This window comes from Veronia pacifica (assembly GCF_001707825.1).
Classification (GTDB): Bacteria; Pseudomonadota; Gammaproteobacteria; order Enterobacterales; family Vibrionaceae; genus Veronia; species Veronia pacifica.
Genome location: NZ_LYBM01000059.1, coordinates 1 through 16,715 on the forward strand (window position 1 = coordinate 1; position 16,715 = coordinate 16,715).

Consider the following 16,715-nt stretch of genomic DNA (forward strand, 5'->3'; position numbering starts at 1 on the left):
CAGGTACAGGCGGTGATACTGGCGCGGGCGAAGGCTCTGGTGACGGAACATCAGGTAATAAAACACCTGTTGCTCAGTCTGGCTCGTCCGGTGGTGGCAGCTTAGCCTGGTTTACTGTGATATTGATGGCAGGTGTTGGCTTGTTCAGAAGAGTAATTAAAAAAGACTAACTCTTGCTTGATGTAGGCAAATAAAAAAAAGACACACCCTTTTGCTTATCGCGAGCGGGTGTGTCTTCCGTTTTCAGTGCCGCCAGATCACTACAGTTTAAATGTCGCCACTTTCGCGTTGAGATCTTCAGCCTGACCTTTTAGCACTGAGGACTGGCGTTTTGAATCTTCAGCACCTTCCACCAGTTGGTCAGTAACGTCTTTAATCGAGGTAACGTTTTGAGTTATCTCATTGGTTACATGAGTTTGTTCTTCAGCAGCAGTTGCAATTTGGGTAGCCATATCGCTGATCAATGCCACAGCCGTATTGATTTCATCGAGTGCCAGTGACGCGCGGTCTGCATCTTCAACCGAACCGGTGGCAAGCTTGGAGCTGGTATCTATTAATGCTACCGCCCGTTGTGTCGTACTTTGAAGTGTTTCTATTGTCGCTCGAATCTCTTCTGTTGAGGTGTGAGTGCGCTGTGATAACACCCTAACCTCATCGGCAACTACCGCAAAGCCGCGCCCCTGCTCACCAGCACGTGCAGCCTCTATGGCAGCATTCAGTGCCAGAAGGTTAGTCTGCTCTGCAATATCACGAATGGTTGAGAGAACAGTAGAGATATCCTGTGCGTGTTGATTCAACTCACCAATCACGTCACTGGCTTGATTAACCTCTTGAGACAGGTTGTTGATCGAATGCTTGGTATTCATAACCAGCTCATGACCATTTTGTGTGCTCAGAGACGAATCGTGTGCCACCTTAGCGGTTTGTTCTGCATGAGAGGCAATTTCCTGTGTTGCAGATGCCATTTCGGTAACGGCTGTCGCTACCATAGTGATTTCTTGCTGTTGATGATTCAGTTCACTGGCTGTTTTGTCTGCACGGGAGGTACTGACATCAGACTGCTTGTTAAGATCCTCGGCCTGATGGCGTGTGTGACCGATTAACTGCTGCAAGCTGGCAACGAACGTATTAAAACTTTCTGCCAGTTCACCCACTTCGTCTTTGTTTTCTACTGTAATCCTTTGGGTAAGATCTCCACTGCCATTGGCTATCTGAGAGAGCGCCTTAGATACATTTTGCAGTGGACGGAACAGGTAGTTGCACAACACATTGAAGATAAGGATACAGATAATAACAAAAACAATGGTGGCAATGAGATGATTCCAGAGAGAGCGATGCAGAGGTGCTACCAGTGATTGGTAATCAACCACGCTGACAGTGGTGAGCTGGGTACCAGTAATAGGCTGAGCATAGATAACCATTTCCTTGCCAGAGACGGTAACCTTCCGCTCATTGCCTGAACGAACGACGCTGGAGATGTCGCTTGCGTTGAGTCCAAGTTCACTCACAGGTTTGTTGAGCATTCTGCTATTGCCATGAATAAAGACATTGCCTTTGGCGTTAGCGATAAACATGTAGCCATCACCCGGCAGTTGCACTCTGTTGAGGCTTCTCAGAATGTCGTCAATTTCAACATCGGCACCCAACACAGATACCTGCCCGTGCAATTTCATGGCCTTGCCCATAGAAATAACATTTGCTCCCGTTGCAGCGGCAACAGTAGGGTTATCCATAAAGACAGAGGAAGGCTTTGCCATCGCGTTAATGTACCATCCCCATTTTCTTGGATCGTTATTACCCGGCGGAAGGACGACGTTGTTGGCATTGTTCTGAGAGCCATTCGGATAGGCGAGAAATACATTGTCAAATTCACCTGCATTTTTTACCTGCTTCAGGTGAGTAACAATGTCTGCCTGTTTGGCGTCAGTAGGGAGTGATGTCAGTGCTTTTTCTTTTGAATTGATCCAGTCACCAACATATTGATTGTACGAAAAGGTCGTATTTTCAAGCTGTTGTTTAACGTCTAATTCAAGTTTTTGTACAGATTGAGTAAATGAAAGGCTTTCCATCAACAAACCACCAATGATGATGATGGCGCTTGCTGAGATCGATAATTTTTTCTTGAGAGATAATGTATTAAACATAGGAAGCTTGTTACCGTTTCTATTATTATCATTCCTACACCTTACTCTCATTTTTTTAAATAAAAATAAGGGCGATGATTGTTTACTGCTTCCTAGTGTTAATTCCATTTATCTCGAGGGAACAAACTGTAAACAAAATAATTTTTCACTATCACAATACTTATTATTCAAAAATAATAAAATAAACATTTCTCCTTAATGCTTATCTTGTTATCTACTTCCTTCAAATGAAGAAATAGCCAATTGTTGAGAGATGCTTATTGTCTAAGTACAATCTCACGTTCTGAGTAAGGTGATATGCTTCGATGTTATCTCTTTTTTTCAAATTAACAATACATTATGTTGTGATCTTTGTTCAGTTTTGGGTAATGCGTTAGCTATCATTTAGAAGCCTACTTTCTCTTATCATGCTTACATATTTAACGATTTTAAATTGAAATGAGGAGAATATCGCCGATAACTCAAACTTTCTAATCATATCTAACTACCCTCTTTTCTTCATCAGAAACATCATTAAGGAATAGTTAATATCTAAAAACCCTTCTTGCTTAATGGGTATAGTGAATTTTTTTAAAATGGAATTTTAACTATGAAGGTAGTATTTTCAATTTAATCAATACGTTAACTGGTTTTAATGTATTGTGTTAGACCCTAAGTGTTAATTTATTTCTAGTTTTCATCTACTAATTATTTTTATTATTTTTCACGAGAGATATTATTTTATATTTTAAGTGGGATGCTAACTAGAAATGAATATTATTTATATTTAACTATGTCATTTAATAAAGTGAAGATAATTAATATGTGGATTATTTTGAAATGAATAATATAATCATAAATAATTTTCAGTGAATGATGTTATATATCTTAGTAATTTAAGATCTGTCTGCTATAAATGAATAAAATATAGTTAGAATCGTTAATAATCAATTAAACGTCTTAAAGTTCTCATTTGTAGAGAATAGATAAAAGGGAGAGTGCTGAGCGAATAGATAATATTCATAATGAGAAAGTAAAGAATAGACGCAGTGACAATAATAACTGGACCGTCAACTTGTGAGAGAGAATGTTCATTTATTTTCCTAGAGACTTTTATGAAAAACGCTCTAATAAGCAAAATATCGATTATTTTTAAGGACTGAATATGAAATGAGCGAGCTATTGCCCGCTTATCTATTATGAAATATTTAACATTAATATGTTCTAAATTTTTGTGTTGACCTTAAGCTGCTGGTGGCTTTTCGGAGCTGGTTTTTTTCTCATTGTGTGCTTCAAGGCATCGCACTTCTTCATCCAGCTCAGCAATTTTTTTTGCCATCAACGAGTGACAATAGTCAGCTAAGTGTCTGGCATCAGACGCTTTATAGCCTGAGACATCAATTGGCTCCAACATTTCCGCAATCACAACACCGTTGTCGATCTTGTTCAGATCTATTTTGCCTTCAGTCGTGCTGACACACATTGGCGTAATTGGCACGCCAGCTTCAATCGCCATCCTGAACGCTCCCGTCTTGAAGGGAAGTAAGCCTCTTCCTTTACTCCGGGTTCCCTCAGGATACATCCACACAGAGAGATTACGTTTATGGATCGCTTCAACGACTTGTTTGATGGTATCTCTCGCCTTCGATTTATTCTCTCGATCAAGTAGAATATTTCCCGTGATCCAGTAAAGTTGACCAAAAAACGGGATCCATAGAATATCTTTTTTTCCAATCGAGACTGTACGCGGTCTCAACATTCCAGGTGCGGTAGCAAAGTCGTAAACACTTTGATGATTCGAAATATAGACACTGTTTGTTTCCGTTGGTGCATATTCTAATCCTCGTTGAATAATCTTTATTCCGATTACTTTATGTAACTGATGGAAACCCCGACAGAAGACATACACATGCTTAGGATTGCGTGGGCTGAACGCACAATAGATAAATGCAAACAGTGTAGTGAGCACAACAAAAAGAGCGGCGATAAATAAACGGATAATGGTGAGCAAACGAGGTTCCTTTACAGCTGATTATTGTTTCGTATAAGCATATGTATAGTCAGTATCAATTAGGGTATGTAGTAAGAAAGCATCATATCCATTTGAAAGTGATTTCGAACGTAACATAGATTCATATTTACTGGTTAACGTTGACTGATTACTTTATGAGAATGGATTTTTTATTGGTTTATCTTCTTATTTACATACCATCTTATTAGCAGGATAATATTTACAATTGTCATTAAGCAATAGCCTGTTGTCTTTTTTTAGGCGGTATAGACAAAACAATTAAAATATTCTCGTATCTGCTCCATCATATTTTTAGGTTTTGATGGTGAATGAGCACTAAATATTAATATCAATGACGTGCCCGCCAAATCACAGGTTCAGATTGTATGTCTTTGCATAATTAACTACTATTTCCACCATATTTTTCAATGTCTCTATGAAATTTTGTGCGGCTTTTTATGAGTAAATTAATAGTGCTCGGCAGTGTTAATGCTGATCATGTTCTCCAGGTGCCTTCTTTTCCTCGTCCCGGTGAGACACTGCATGGGCATAATTATCAGGTGATACCCGGCGGTAAAGGTGCTAATCAGGCCGTTGCTGCCTCTCGCCTAAAGGCAGATATCGGTTTTATTGCCAGTATTGGAGATGATGCTTTTGGTAAACGTATTCTTGAACAGTATGCGGATGACGGCATCGATATATCCGGTATCAGTGTGCAAACAGGCAGCCCGACAGGGATGGCCATGATTCAGGTATCGGGTACTGGTGAAAACAGTATTTGCCTCTCTGCAGAGGCCAATACAGGTCTGACATCAGAGGTGGTTGATATTCAACATGAAAAAATATCTCATGCAGAATGTCTGTTAATGCAGCTTGAGACGCCCATTGATGGTGTCGTGTCAGCGGCCGGACTCGCATCTATGTCAGGTACTGCAGTTGTTCTCAACCCAGCCCCAGCGAGGACTCTGCCAGATGAATTACTGACTTGTATCGATATTATTACCCCTAATGAAACTGAGGCTGAGCAGCTGACGGGGATCACCGTTAGCGACGAGACGTCTGCAGCCAGTGCTGCGTCGTATCTGCACAACAAAGGAATAGGTACCGTTCTTATCACTCTGGGCGCTAATGGGGTTTATGCCAGTCAACAGGGACAAGGTAAGATCATCCCGGGATTTTCTGTCGATGTAGTAGATACCACAGCGGCAGGAGACACGTTTAATGGTGCGCTGGTAACCGGGCTTATCGAAGGGATGGACTTCGATAAGGCTGTTTTATTTGCAAATGCTGCTGCTGCGATATCGGTGACCCGGCTTGGTGCTCAGACATCTATTCCTACTCGTGATGAGGTAGAGGCATTTTTATCTCAACACGCCGATCAGTAAAGATATCGACAGTTTGAACTCAGTTCGCCACGGTTTAGCGCCAGTGCTATTTTTGTCTTCCTACATGCGGCCGCTTTCAAATTTCCGCCGTGTATGATGACGAGTCGCGCGATTGATATGTCTTTTTGAGACATAGACACGCCCTGAAAGAAAGCGACGTGATATACCTGATAGCCTATTTTGGGGTAATAACTCTATCAGGAATTATCAGCGGTATGGATGCAGAAAAGTTTGGCTATCAATATTACCGTCAGGTGTTCAGTAAGACGTCTAAACCTTTCGCGTTTATTGATCTGGACCTCTTTGATGCTAATGCAGCGGCGCTAAAGCAACGAGCCGGAAACAAAGCCATTCGCATTGCATCGAAGTCAATTCGCTGTCAGATGCTAATGTCCAGGCTGTTAGCATCTGACCCTCAGTTTCAGGGCGTGATGAGTTTTCATCCCGAAGAAGCAACCTATCTCAGCCGACAGGGATTCGACGATATCCTCTTGGGTTATCCCATTTATGACAAACGTTATATCCGGGCAATTGCCGAGCATGTCAGTGAGGGGAAAAAAATAATCTTCATGGTCGATGATGTTAATCAGCTTGAGCAGATTAACAGAGTTGGTGCGGCACTTGAGGTTGAACTTCCTGTTTGTCTGGACATTGATATGTCATCCCGCTATCCCTTTTTGCACTTTGGTGTGCTGCGCTCTCGTCTCCAAAAGACAGAGGATGTACTCAGTATCTATCAGGCGATAGAAAAGAGCCGCTACGTGTTTCTTGATGGCATCATGGGGTACGAAGCCCAAATTGCCGGACTGGCTGATAATGTGCCCGGTCAGTTTTTGAAAAGTCAGGTTATTCGCTTTCTGAAATCCCGCTCGTGTAAAGAGGTTGCGGATCGACGTGCACGCATTATCGGTGCTCTCGCGGAACATGGTGCCACGCCACGTTTTATTAATGGTGGCGGTACTGGAAGTCTTGAGACAACGGCATCAGAGGATGTGGTTACTGAGGTGGCTGTGGGGTCAGGCTTTTTCTCTTCTGCACTTTTTGATCATTATCGTCAGTTTAAACACCATCCTGCCGCCGGGTTTGCCGTTGAAATTGTCCGTAAGTCCTCAGATGGAATATTTACCTGTTTGGGCGGTGGTTATGTGGCTTCGGGGCAACCGGGAAAAGATCGACTCCCCCAGCCTTACCTGCCTGAATCGTTTCAGCTCACTACAAACGAGGCAGCGGGTGAGGTACAGACGCCCATTATCTACCATGGCAAGGAATCACTAGATTTTGGTGATCCGGTTTTTTTCCGCCATAGCAAAGCGGGGGAACTGTGCGAACGGTTTAATCAATTGCATCTCGTCAGAGAGGGTAAGCTGGTTGGTGAAGTGCCCACTTATCGCGGCGAAGGTCTTTGCTTTATATGATTAGGAGGAAAGGTCAGTGAAAACAATTAGCAACTGGGCCAGGAATATAGATTTTGTTCCCGCATCAATACATTACCCGGACAGTGAAGAAGCAATTGTCAGTCTGGTGAAAATGGCGAGTAAGAACAAGCAGATCTTACGTGTGATGGGGTCGGGACATAGCTGGACACGCCTCATTGAGACGGAGCAGATCCTTGTCTCTCTCGACCGTTTTCAGGGGATTGATGAGGTCAATCATGACAATCAAACCGTGAGGGTCAGAGCCGGAACTCAGCTCAGTGTGCTCGGTGAGTTACTTTATGCGGAAGGGCTAGCAATGGAGAACCTCGGCGATATTGATTCGCAGTCTATCGCTGGCGCACTGAGTACTGGAACACATGGTACAGGCATCGCTTTTAAAACTCTGTCGAATCAAATCTCTGCGCTGACAATGGTCATGGCTTCAGGCCAAACGCTTGAATGTTCCGAGCACCAGAATAAAGATATTTTCAAGGCTGCCCAACTTTCTCTTGGTGCCTTGGGGATTATCACTCACTTCACCCTCAATCTTGTTCCCGGGTTTAAGCTGAAGCTTGAAACGAAAAAGGTGGATCTTGATATTCTCTTAACGCACCTTGATGAGTACAAGAATAACAATCGCCACTTTGAGTTCTACTGGTTTCCTTATGCTAAGACAGCGCAGGTTAAATGTGTTAATCCTACTGATGAAGCACTTAGAGACGGTGGGTTGGCAAAAAAGTTTAATGATTTGATTTTGGAGAACGCTGTGTTTGGTGCAGTGAGCTATGTGTCGAGAGCATTCCCTTCCTTGGCTAAGCAAATCAGTAAACTTTGTGCAAAATTAATGTCCAGTGGTGCTTTTATAAATCACAGCCATAAGATCTTCGCAACGCAGCGACTGGTCAGATTTAATGAGATGGAGTACAACATTCCTGCAGAGCATTTTGTCGCGGTGATGAAAGAGATTAAATCCTGTATTGAGCATCATCAGTTCGCAGTCCATTTTCCTATTGAATGTCGTTGGGTAAAAGGGGATGACATTTTTATCAGTCCGGCAAACGGACGTGACTCAGCATATATAGCGGTCCACATGTTCAAAGGGATGCCTTATAAAGACTACTTTAATGCGATAGAGGCGATTTTTACTAAATATGGCGGGCGTCCACACTACGGAAAAATGCACTCATTGAAGAGTGAGGATTTTACAAAGCTGTATCCAAACTGGCAGCGTTTTGCTGAGATACGTCATGATCTTGATCCTGATGGAATCTTTCTGAATCCTTATCTCAAGGATATGTTGACCACTCGTTGTCCGACAGAATCATAACGGCGGCTTTCTGTTGCAGGTTGAGCAGTCTATTTTCTACTCTGTCGGTAATGACTTGAAGGAAGCACTAAGGGTGAGGATTTGGCTTAAACACTGATGTAAAGCCATTGGCCTCTGTGGTCATGAGAATGATCAGTTCGCCATTTGGTTCAAAAATTCGAGTCGTTTCTTCTCCGAGTCACTGAGTTGGTGGGGTTCATCGCTAAGGTCTGAAAGGGCCAAGGGCCCCAGAGGCCAATCCTCCCTCCTGCTTGTACCAAATGCCGCTTTTTGTCCTGGTCTGGAAGACATTCGCTCTATCACGAGTCTGCCCAGAGAGAATCTTTGATCCGGCTGATTCTGAATATTTAACAGGGAGGCGGCGACAAAGACCTCTCGGTGCGCTTTCAGGGTGATCTCTGAGTTCTCGCCTTGTTCCAAGGTTTGCCTGGCTGTCAGTACTGCAACGGGTGTGCTTTGCCCGGTAAAAAGCACTGCACGCACCCGGTAAATGCCGCTTTCATAAATTGTGAGACTTAAAGGGATCACGATATCTGAGCCATCTGGATAGGAGGCAAGGACATCGTTAAGTCTGGCAACGGGATTGGAGAACTGGATATCTGCTGTCAGGGTATCTGAACCCTCTCCAAAATCTGCCTTGGCGACAATCCGGATGTCTGTGGGCCAGGAGGCGTTTGTCTCTATTTGAACACCCCCATTTTCAATTAAGCCTGAATCAAGTTCAGCCTGAGTATCTATGTCGATGAGCGAATACTGCCCCGAAAGTAAGGGTAAATCTGACACGAGACGGAATGAAAGCGTGTCAGGAAAAGAGAAACGATACTTGGGTAACTGCAGTGATGCGCTGTGCTTCCCATCCAAAATGGGAACTGGGGTAGGAGAGAAGCGGTTTGGGTCGAGATAAACGCTGTCGGGATTTGTAATGGGTTGAGAGTATGCCGGGTATCTCACTTGGCTTACGTATGCACTGGCAATCGCTGCAAATTCTCTATCGAGCGTGTCACTTAAATGATGGGTGATCGTGTTGGGATTGTTGACTGTTTTTGATGGCAGGCTGTTATTAACGGCTACGTCCGGCATTGAAGTTTGCGCAGGCTTTTTGATGTTGATCGTATTTGTTTGGATATCTGCGGTGGGTTTTTGTAGCCAGAGCAGCCCGAGCAAACACAATGCCCCCGTCACAATACACAACAAAATAACCACTATTCGCCATTTTGGTTGCATCATATTATTCCTGCAATAAACGGAGTAAAAGCGTCGACAATGACTGCGAATCAGAGCCGTCAACTCTCCGGTAAGTCAGGAACCACCAGACTTTCTCATCTGTCGTATTTATCCTAATCTGCTTATTATTCTTTAGTTTCAGGGTCTGATTTGCGGCGGTTAACGGGCCGTTGACGGTGTCAGTGATCAGTGAGTTGTGGCTGTATTTTTCTCCCATCAATACTGGAAAATGCCATGGCAAGAAGCTTGGTACGGCATTTTTCTGATACCGAAGTAGGCCGTTAAATGCGATAGATGACGAGCAACTACCAAATGCACCGTTTTTTGTAGCTCCACAAGATGAGTGACTGCTTACTACGCCATCATCTGCTCCGGGGATAAACCAATCCAAAATGGGAAGATCAGACTTGCCACCCACGAATCTAAGACGAGGGACGGGGTCTGAAGGAGCGATAGCAAGTTGTCGAGCGGTGGCTACCCTGAGATCATTGATCACACCGAGGTTCGAAGCTGTCGGTATTGCACCTAACCAGAGTGATACCAGAGCTCGCAGCGAATCATTAACAATACCGCCGCCATTAGCGATATTAATGGCCGCATCAGCTAACTCGGCGCCACCCCCGGCACCCGCGATATCTATGGTAGCTAATATCAATAAGGGCTCTAAATTGGCAGATTTCAGCCAGTTTTCCTGATTTTCGATAATGTAGCGGGCGACAAGATCGCCGGTGGAGTGCGTCACGAAAATACATCCCGAGTCACACAGCCCGGTGCGAGAAAGCGTTTTGAGTTTTGGCCAGAGATAGTCTGTTGATATTTTTCCAGATATTCTCTCATTACTTGGCCAGTCAATTCTTTCATCAGCGTGTAAAAGCCAGAAGTCTTCCCAGTATTTCTCACCATCATCGTTAACTTGATGAGCGGGTGGCGGATGCCTCAAGTGGTTAGCTTGAAACCCCTGTATCAGTATGATGGGGTGCTCTCCGATTTTTGCCAGTGCTGCTAATGGAGAAGACAAAAGAGCAATCAACATAAATCGGATAATCTGTTTCATTACTAAACGGTACGTAGCTCTTTCTCTTACACATGTTATATGCATAATTAGTTATACTTTAACGTATCAAAAAATAGTCAACCCAGTGTAAAAGAGAAACGTATGAGTACAAGACTTTTACGTCACATTTCTTTAACAATTCTGGGTTTCAACTGAAAAAAGAGTACAAACTGATGCGTAGTAACTCCATCCAAATAAAACCCCGGTGGAGTGAGGCAGTCTAGAGAAAAGGGTTTTACAACGGGCTAGTGGTGGTTGTCTATGACAGTGGGAGCCACAATAGCATCAATTTTTTTAAGAAAACTCTCTTTGAGGTGCTCCTGTTCGTACGTGAGGTTATACGTATTGTGGAATCCGATGTGAAGCTCGACACCGTTGCCTTTGAGGTAAATGTTATAACCGTCATAGTCGGTTGATGCCTCTATACCCTCATAGCGTTTGCCGAACTCTGTCTCTTCACCATTCTCCATCACTATTTCAAATGCAGCTAGCAGTGTTGCTGTGTTTAAATCATTTTTCATGTTTCTGTGGCTCCGCGCATTGCTAAGTAACAGTCTGATAAGATTAGCTGTTCACACTTTTTCATACTCTTCTCTCAAGCAATGGGATCATTTCTTATTTGTCGGATGACGAAGTGGTCTGTTGCCTTTACCGTTGTTAGCCTTGTGATATGCGTTGATAGATACCGATAAAACGTCAATTTAAGATTATTTTAATCGTAATAGGCGTTTGATTTTATATCTATACACAATACGAGACACAACACGGTGAAGGGAACAAATCATGCTGAAACATGTGTTTATTACTGGTGGTGCAAGTGGGATTGGCTTCGCTGTTGCTGAAGGATATGCCAAAGCAGGATACAGGGTCACTCTTTCTGATATTGATGAGTCTGCTCTTGAACAAGCCGTAGTGAGTTTGTCAGAGAACTATTCTGTGCCTGTTCATGGCCTAGTTCTGGATGTAACCAACTCTGAGCATATTAATCGAGCTCCCGAGAGGGTTGAAGCACCCGTTGATGTGCTGGTGAACAATGCGGGTATCCAGTTTGTTTCTGCGCTTGAGAGCTTCCCGGAACAGAAATGGCGACAGTTAATTGAGATCTTACTCACTGGACCTGCTATGCTGACCCGTGCTTTTTTGCCAACCATGTATAAACGTAATTTTGGTCGAATAATCAATATTGGTTCAATACACAGCCTTGTCGCCTCACCTTATAAATCTGCATACGTCGCGGCGAAGCACGGTTTGCTGGGGTTTGCCAAAACGGTAGCGCTTGAAAGTGCAGAAAGGGACGTGACGATTAATACTCTTTGTCCGTCGTATGTAAAAACTCCCCTCGTTGACAGTCAGATTGCTGCTCAGGCAGCCACCCACCAACTCAGTGAACAAGACGTGATTAATACGATCATGTTAAAACCTATGCCCAAGAAAGCTTTTATATCTTTCGATGAGTTGTCAGACACAGCATTGTTTTTATCGTCACCTGCGGCACGAAATATCACAGCGCAAGCCATAGCGATAGACGGTGGCTGGACAGCGCAGTGAAGGTATGACAGACAAAAAAAAGCCAACCCAGTGGTTGGCTTTTTTCGTATCTACCCGCTCCCTGAAATCATGTCTTTTTCATTACCAAAAGTATCATTACCAATAAGGTCAAATAACACTTAATCGAATGAAAACCTGCCTGACAAAACGTGCAAAACCTCACTATTTGATATTTATTTTATTGTGCACACAGGGTTGAGGTTTAGAGCACACTGACGTCGTTTTATTTTTGTTATTTTGTATTCTATAGATATTTTTCATTGAAAAATATCAGTTAAATCGCGTAGTTAGATTAAGTAGTTCTACGTACTTTTGACCCTCATTTTTTGTTGGAGGCAAGGTATGACGTACCTAAAACTGATCCCACGCATCCCTTTAAGAATGAAGTTGCTGGTACTGGTGATGGTGCCACTCTTATCTATGTTTGCAGTGATCGTCGCTGTTCTTTCTATTCAGTCGAAAAAACTGTCAGAGAGTCAGGCTGAGGTGATCCGGTCTGAAACTCTGGCGTCGAAAAGGCAGGAGTTGAAGCAATATATGGAGCTCGCGATGGCATCCATTGAGCCAATTTACCGCGAGGCTGAAAGTGATGATTTGGCGGCGCAAGAAAAAGTAAAACAACGATTGAGAAATTTAACCTTCGGTGAAGACGGCTATTTCTTCGCTCATCGGTATGACGGAACCAGCCTCGTCCTTCCTTATCAGTCAGACATCATAGGCACCAATATTCTTGAGATTGAGGACCAAAAGGGATTCAAACTTCTGCGAGCCCTGATTGATGCAGCGAAAGATGGCGGCGGATTTGTCCAGTATGTCTGGCATAAACCATCACGGAATTTACCTGTTACAAAGCTGAGTTATGCAGTGGGGCTGGATAAGTGGCAGTGGATGATTGGGACAGGCATATACATTGAAGATATTGATAAACGAGTCAATACAGTTCACGGTAAAATTGAAGAGACCATCGAAAGTACGTTTATCAGCCTTGCACTCGCGCTGATTATAATGATTGGCATCGTTGTGTTTGTTTCCACGACCCTCAACGTAAATGCACGTGAAATGGCTGACAGAAAGCTTCACAAACTCAACAAACAGATTATTTCATCTCAGGAGCAGGAGAAAGCCCGCGTTGCACGTGAACTTCACGATGGCATAAATCAGATACTTGTTTCGGTAAAATATCGCTTTGACAGTCTTCTTGAGGCACAGTCAGCAGAGGAAAAAAGTAAACATATCCTGCTGGGACAGGCAACTCTCAATCAAGCCGTGACCGAGGTGAGAAGGATATCAAAAGATCTACGTCCCGCTTTACTCGATCATCTGGGTTTGCTGGCAGCACTTGAAGATCTAGCCGGAGAGGTGTCTCTTCGCTCCGGTATCAGAGTGCTTTTTGAGCACCAGATTGATATCAACAAGGTATCGGCATCTGCTCAGACCACATTATTCAGAGTGGCGCAGGAAGCCTTGCATAATGTAGAGAAACATTCGCAGGCGGTGGCGGTAGATATGATCCTCCAGGAAGAAGAGCATGAAGTTGTTTTGACCATTGCTGACGACGGCATTGGTTTTGAAGAGTATCGGCTGACAGAACCAACTGGTTCGATGGGGCTACGTAATATGCGTGAGCGCATTGAAAACCTGGACGGGACATTTTCTATCAATAGTCTGCTGAACAGAGGTACTGAAGTGCGTGCCGTATTGCCTGTTGAGGAGTCTGCTTATCTATGACCCTGCTCTCTGGATAGGATTGCTGATAGGTTTTTTTCAATCTGAACGGGGTATAATGGTGTTCAGGATTATCAGGTAAGTAGGAACTAATGGTCGCCAGTACTTCATCGAAAGAAACGCAGGAAGAAGCGAAAAAAATGGCCTTGGCGACGCAAAAGCCGGGTCAAACCAAAGAACAGACAAAGCTTATTGCTCAGGGAATTGAAAAGGGCATTGCCCTGTATAAAAAGCAACATAAAGCGAAAGTCCGTGAGCGGGATAAAGAGCGAAAAAAACAGACAAAACAAAAGAACACTGAAAAGTCTGTTGATGATCAATCGCCTACTCCGCAACCAGAAAACGCTTTGCCTGCAGCGAAAACAAGCGTCTTATCTGGCATTTTGCCTTGGTCGCTATTGTTATTGAGCTGGTTGGGTTTCGGTGTTTATATCGGTTTTACTCAGTAACGCGAGCTTTTCTTTTTAGATGCTGCAAGGGGGAGTGGAAGCGGTTCTACTCTCCCGACTTTTGCCTCCCGATATGTCTTTCCTTCGTAACTTATCTTTTCGATTGTGAAATAAATGACGAACTTAGCAGTCTTCCCAATATGGGTGTTTACCAAAAAATTCGGCAATATAATCAATGAAATGGCGTACCTTTTGTGGTAGAAACCGTGTTTGCGGATAGACCACATAAATATTCATTTGAGGTTGGGTGTAGTCAGTCATTAACGGTGTTAGCGATGCATTTTTAATCGCCTGCCAGACGATAAACTTGGGCAGATTGACAACGCCGTGACCTGCGATGGCAAGGTCGCGCAGACACTCACCGCTGTTGGCACTGTGGTTTGATTTCATCGTCACTGACACGGGCTTCCCCTCTGGGTCGATCAGGTCAAGTCTGCAGAGTGTGCTTTGTGAGTACCGCAGCAAGCAATGTTTCTTTAACGCGTCAATATTTGTTGGCATGCCTTGTTTTTCAATATATGAGGGGCTGGCACAAATAATATGGCTGACGGGAGCGATGATTTTTGCTTTTAGACTTGAGTCTTTGAGATGCCCAATTCTTACGGCCACATCAATACCGTGCTCAACCAGATCGACGACCCGATCGCCAAAATCAAGGTCAATATTGAGCTCGCTGTGCTGGCTGAGGAAGCATTCAATGGCAGGCATAAGGTGGCTGAGACCAAATGATTGAGGTACTGAAACCTTTAGTGAGCCCTTCAACTGTGCCTTCGAAGACGACACTTCGAAGTTAATCTCTTCAACTTGTTCCAAGACTTGTTTGCTTTTTAGATAATACAGGTTGCCTGCTTCCGTCAGACTGGATTTTCTGGTGGTTCTGTTGAGCAACTTGACGCCGAGCAGTTGCTCTGTATCCAGCAGACGTTTGCTGACAGCAGACTTGGCCAGGTTAAGCTGCTCTGACGCCTTAGTGATACTTCCTGCCTCGACAACGCTGACAAAGATCTGCATGTTCTCTAATTGCCCCACCATTCCCCCTCAAGCATACTGCTTTAAGAATATTGTTCTCGATAAGAGAACAATATTTACTTAACTTTATTATTTTTCATCATAAAGAAAAACTCTACTCTAAATAAACGAAAACGAGTTGCTTGAGTGAACAAAATTAATTCTGTCACGTAATCAAGTCGGTGTGTATTGATGAGAAAAGGATGGCATGATGGGGCTATTAATCGATGGAAAGTGGCATACGGATTGGTACGACACGAAATCCACAGGTGGTAAATTTGAAAGGCAGGCATCCAGTTTTAGAAATTGGGTCACGCCTGATGGTCAACCGGGCCCAACAGGCATTGGTGGTTTTAAAGCAGAACCTGACCGTTATCATTTATACGTATCATTGGCATGTCCCTGGGCACACAGAACAACTATTTACCGCAAGCTTAAAGGCCTTGAAGATGTGATCAGCATGTCGGTCGTCAATGCTTACATGGGCGATGATGGATGGTCTTTTGCGCCAGGTGACGGCGTCGTGGAAGATACGGTCAACCATATGGATCTTCTACATAAGATTTATAGTAAAGCAAGGCCTGATTATACAGGTCGGGTGACAGTTCCTATTCTTTGGGATAAGAAGACACAAACCATTGTGAGTAACGAGTCGTCAGAAATCATTCGGATGCTTAACTCAGCATTTGACCAGGTCGGGGCGAATTCATTGGATCTTTTACCTCAATCGCTTGTTGCGGAAATTGATGAACTGAACACATTCATTTATGACGCCATCAACAATGGCGTATATCGGGCAGGTTTTGCTACGACGCAACGCGCGTACGAGCAAGCTGTTGGTGATGTGTTTGACGCCTTGGATAAGCTGGAAAGTCGACTTGAAACCAAAAGATATCTCACAGGCGATGTGCCGGTCGAGGCTGATTGGCGTTTGTTCACGACATTGGTGCGTTTTGATGCCGTTTATGTCGGACATTTTAAATGTAACCGCCAACGGATTGTTGATTATCCCAATCTATGGGGTTACCTCAAAGACTTGTATCAGCAACCCGGCATCAGTGAAACGGTGAATATTCAATACATCAAAGAACATTATTATCGTAGCCACGAAACGATTAATCCATCACGGGTGATACCTGTCGGACCCGATCTTGATTTCACATCTGCACACAACAGAGAAGCTAAGTCCAGTCTCTCCAATCAATTTATGGCCAGTTAATAATGACGAAAAAACAGCACGTTTTTCTCGGCCAAGTAAATGAATAGCCATCGTAACAAGGTCGCCTCAGTGCAAACATGCTAGGCGACCTCTAATAAGCATACAGTTCGCGCTGCTCATGATGGAGTGCGCAACTAGTAAGACGAATAGACAAATAGCAATCAATATTGTTTGAAAAAGTTAACCGTAAACGAGACTCTATCCGTATCACTGATAATCAGTTAGTG

At 43.7% G+C, this 16,715-nt stretch carries 14 protein-coding genes; 8 read left to right on the top strand and 6 right to left on the bottom strand.

The genetic code is table 11. The annotated features are described in order from the left end of the window. Positions 1 to 170 (top strand): GlyGly-CTERM sorting domain-containing protein (locus A8L45_RS25780; protein WP_139122442.1); only part of this gene is annotated, 170 nt, incomplete at its 5' end. Positions 171 to 260: 90 nt separating this feature from the next. Here the strand turns inward: A8L45_RS25780 and A8L45_RS21125 are convergent. Both A8L45_RS21125 and A8L45_RS21130 read right to left on the bottom strand, forming a co-directional pair. Further along, the gene (locus tag A8L45_RS21125) at positions 261 to 2,144 is read right to left on the bottom strand and encodes a methyl-accepting chemotaxis protein (RefSeq protein WP_068905340.1); all 1,884 of its coding nucleotides are present in this window, start codon (positions 2,142 to 2,144) and stop codon (positions 261 to 263) included. A gap of 1,222 nt (positions 2,145 to 3,366) precedes the next feature. Next, entirely contained in the window at positions 3,367 to 4,134 is a 768-nt protein-coding gene (locus A8L45_RS21130; RefSeq protein WP_068905341.1) for a 1-acylglycerol-3-phosphate O-acyltransferase, read from the bottom strand. A 458-nt stretch (positions 4,135 to 4,592) separates the two neighbouring features. On the opposite strand from A8L45_RS21130, the gene rbsK reads away from it, so the two are divergent. The 3 genes from rbsK (at position 4,593) to A8L45_RS21145 (ending at position 8,261) form a co-directional block, all read left to right on the top strand. Continuing rightward, positions 4,593 to 5,519 (top strand): ribokinase, encoded by a 927-nt coding sequence (gene rbsK / locus A8L45_RS21135; protein WP_068905360.1) that lies wholly within the window; start codon positions 4,593 to 4,595, stop codon positions 5,517 to 5,519. Between the two features lie 215 nt (positions 5,520 to 5,734). Continuing rightward, positions 5,735 to 6,934, top strand: a complete 1,200-nt coding sequence (locus tag A8L45_RS21140; protein ID WP_068905342.1) for an amino acid deaminase/aldolase — start codon at positions 5,735 to 5,737, stop codon at positions 6,932 to 6,934. A gap of 16 nt (positions 6,935 to 6,950) precedes the next feature. Then, positions 6,951 to 8,261: a D-arabinono-1,4-lactone oxidase gene (locus A8L45_RS21145; RefSeq protein WP_068905343.1), complete on the top strand. Its 1,311-nt coding sequence runs from the start codon at positions 6,951 to 6,953 to the stop codon at positions 8,259 to 8,261. A 132-nt stretch (positions 8,262 to 8,393) separates the two neighbouring features. Here the strand turns inward: A8L45_RS21145 and A8L45_RS21150 are convergent, their stop codons facing one another. From A8L45_RS21150 to A8L45_RS21160, 3 genes are all read right to left on the bottom strand, one after another. Further along, the gene (locus tag A8L45_RS21150) at positions 8,394 to 9,488 is read right to left on the bottom strand and encodes a hypothetical protein (RefSeq protein ID WP_068905344.1); all 1,095 of its coding nucleotides are present in this window, start codon (positions 9,486 to 9,488) and stop codon (positions 8,394 to 8,396) included. Between the two features lies 1 nt (position 9,489). Further along, positions 9,490 to 10,539 (bottom strand): hypothetical protein, encoded by a 1,050-nt coding sequence (locus A8L45_RS21155; protein WP_068905345.1) that lies wholly within the window; start codon positions 10,537 to 10,539, stop codon positions 9,490 to 9,492. A 245-nt stretch (positions 10,540 to 10,784) separates the two neighbouring features. Further along, positions 10,785 to 11,060: a DUF3081 family protein gene (locus A8L45_RS21160; RefSeq protein ID WP_068905346.1), complete on the bottom strand. Its 276-nt coding sequence runs from the start codon at positions 11,058 to 11,060 to the stop codon at positions 10,785 to 10,787. A 262-nt stretch (positions 11,061 to 11,322) separates the two neighbouring features. On the opposite strand from A8L45_RS21160, the gene A8L45_RS21165 reads away from it, so the two are divergent. The 3 genes from A8L45_RS21165 to A8L45_RS21175 all read left to right on the top strand — a co-directional run bounded on the left by A8L45_RS21165 (position 11,323) and on the right by A8L45_RS21175 (position 14,261). Continuing rightward, positions 11,323 to 12,087, top strand: coding sequence for a 3-hydroxybutyrate dehydrogenase (locus A8L45_RS21165; RefSeq protein ID WP_068905347.1), 765 nt, complete (start codon positions 11,323 to 11,325; stop codon positions 12,085 to 12,087). Between the two features lie 342 nt (positions 12,088 to 12,429). Next, on the top strand, positions 12,430 to 13,815 hold the full coding sequence (locus A8L45_RS21170) for a cache domain-containing protein (RefSeq protein WP_068905348.1): 1,386 nt from the start codon (positions 12,430 to 12,432) through the stop codon (positions 13,813 to 13,815). A gap of 89 nt (positions 13,816 to 13,904) precedes the next feature. Beyond that, on the top strand, positions 13,905 to 14,261 hold the full coding sequence (locus tag A8L45_RS21175; protein WP_068905349.1) for a DUF2956 domain-containing protein: 357 nt from the start codon (positions 13,905 to 13,907) through the stop codon (positions 14,259 to 14,261). Between the two features lie 123 nt (positions 14,262 to 14,384). Here the strand turns inward: A8L45_RS21175 and A8L45_RS21180 are convergent, their stop codons facing one another. Continuing rightward, the gene (locus tag A8L45_RS21180) at positions 14,385 to 15,293 is read right to left on the bottom strand and encodes a LysR family transcriptional regulator (RefSeq protein WP_245680789.1); all 909 of its coding nucleotides are present in this window, start codon (positions 15,291 to 15,293) and stop codon (positions 14,385 to 14,387) included. 187 nt (positions 15,294 to 15,480) lie between these two features. On the opposite strand from A8L45_RS21180, the gene A8L45_RS21185 reads away from it, so the two are divergent. After that, the gene (locus tag A8L45_RS21185) at positions 15,481 to 16,488 is read left to right on the top strand and encodes a glutathione S-transferase family protein (protein WP_068905350.1); all 1,008 of its coding nucleotides are present in this window, start codon (positions 15,481 to 15,483) and stop codon (positions 16,486 to 16,488) included. The last annotated feature ends 227 nt before the right edge of the window (positions 16,489 to 16,715 follow it).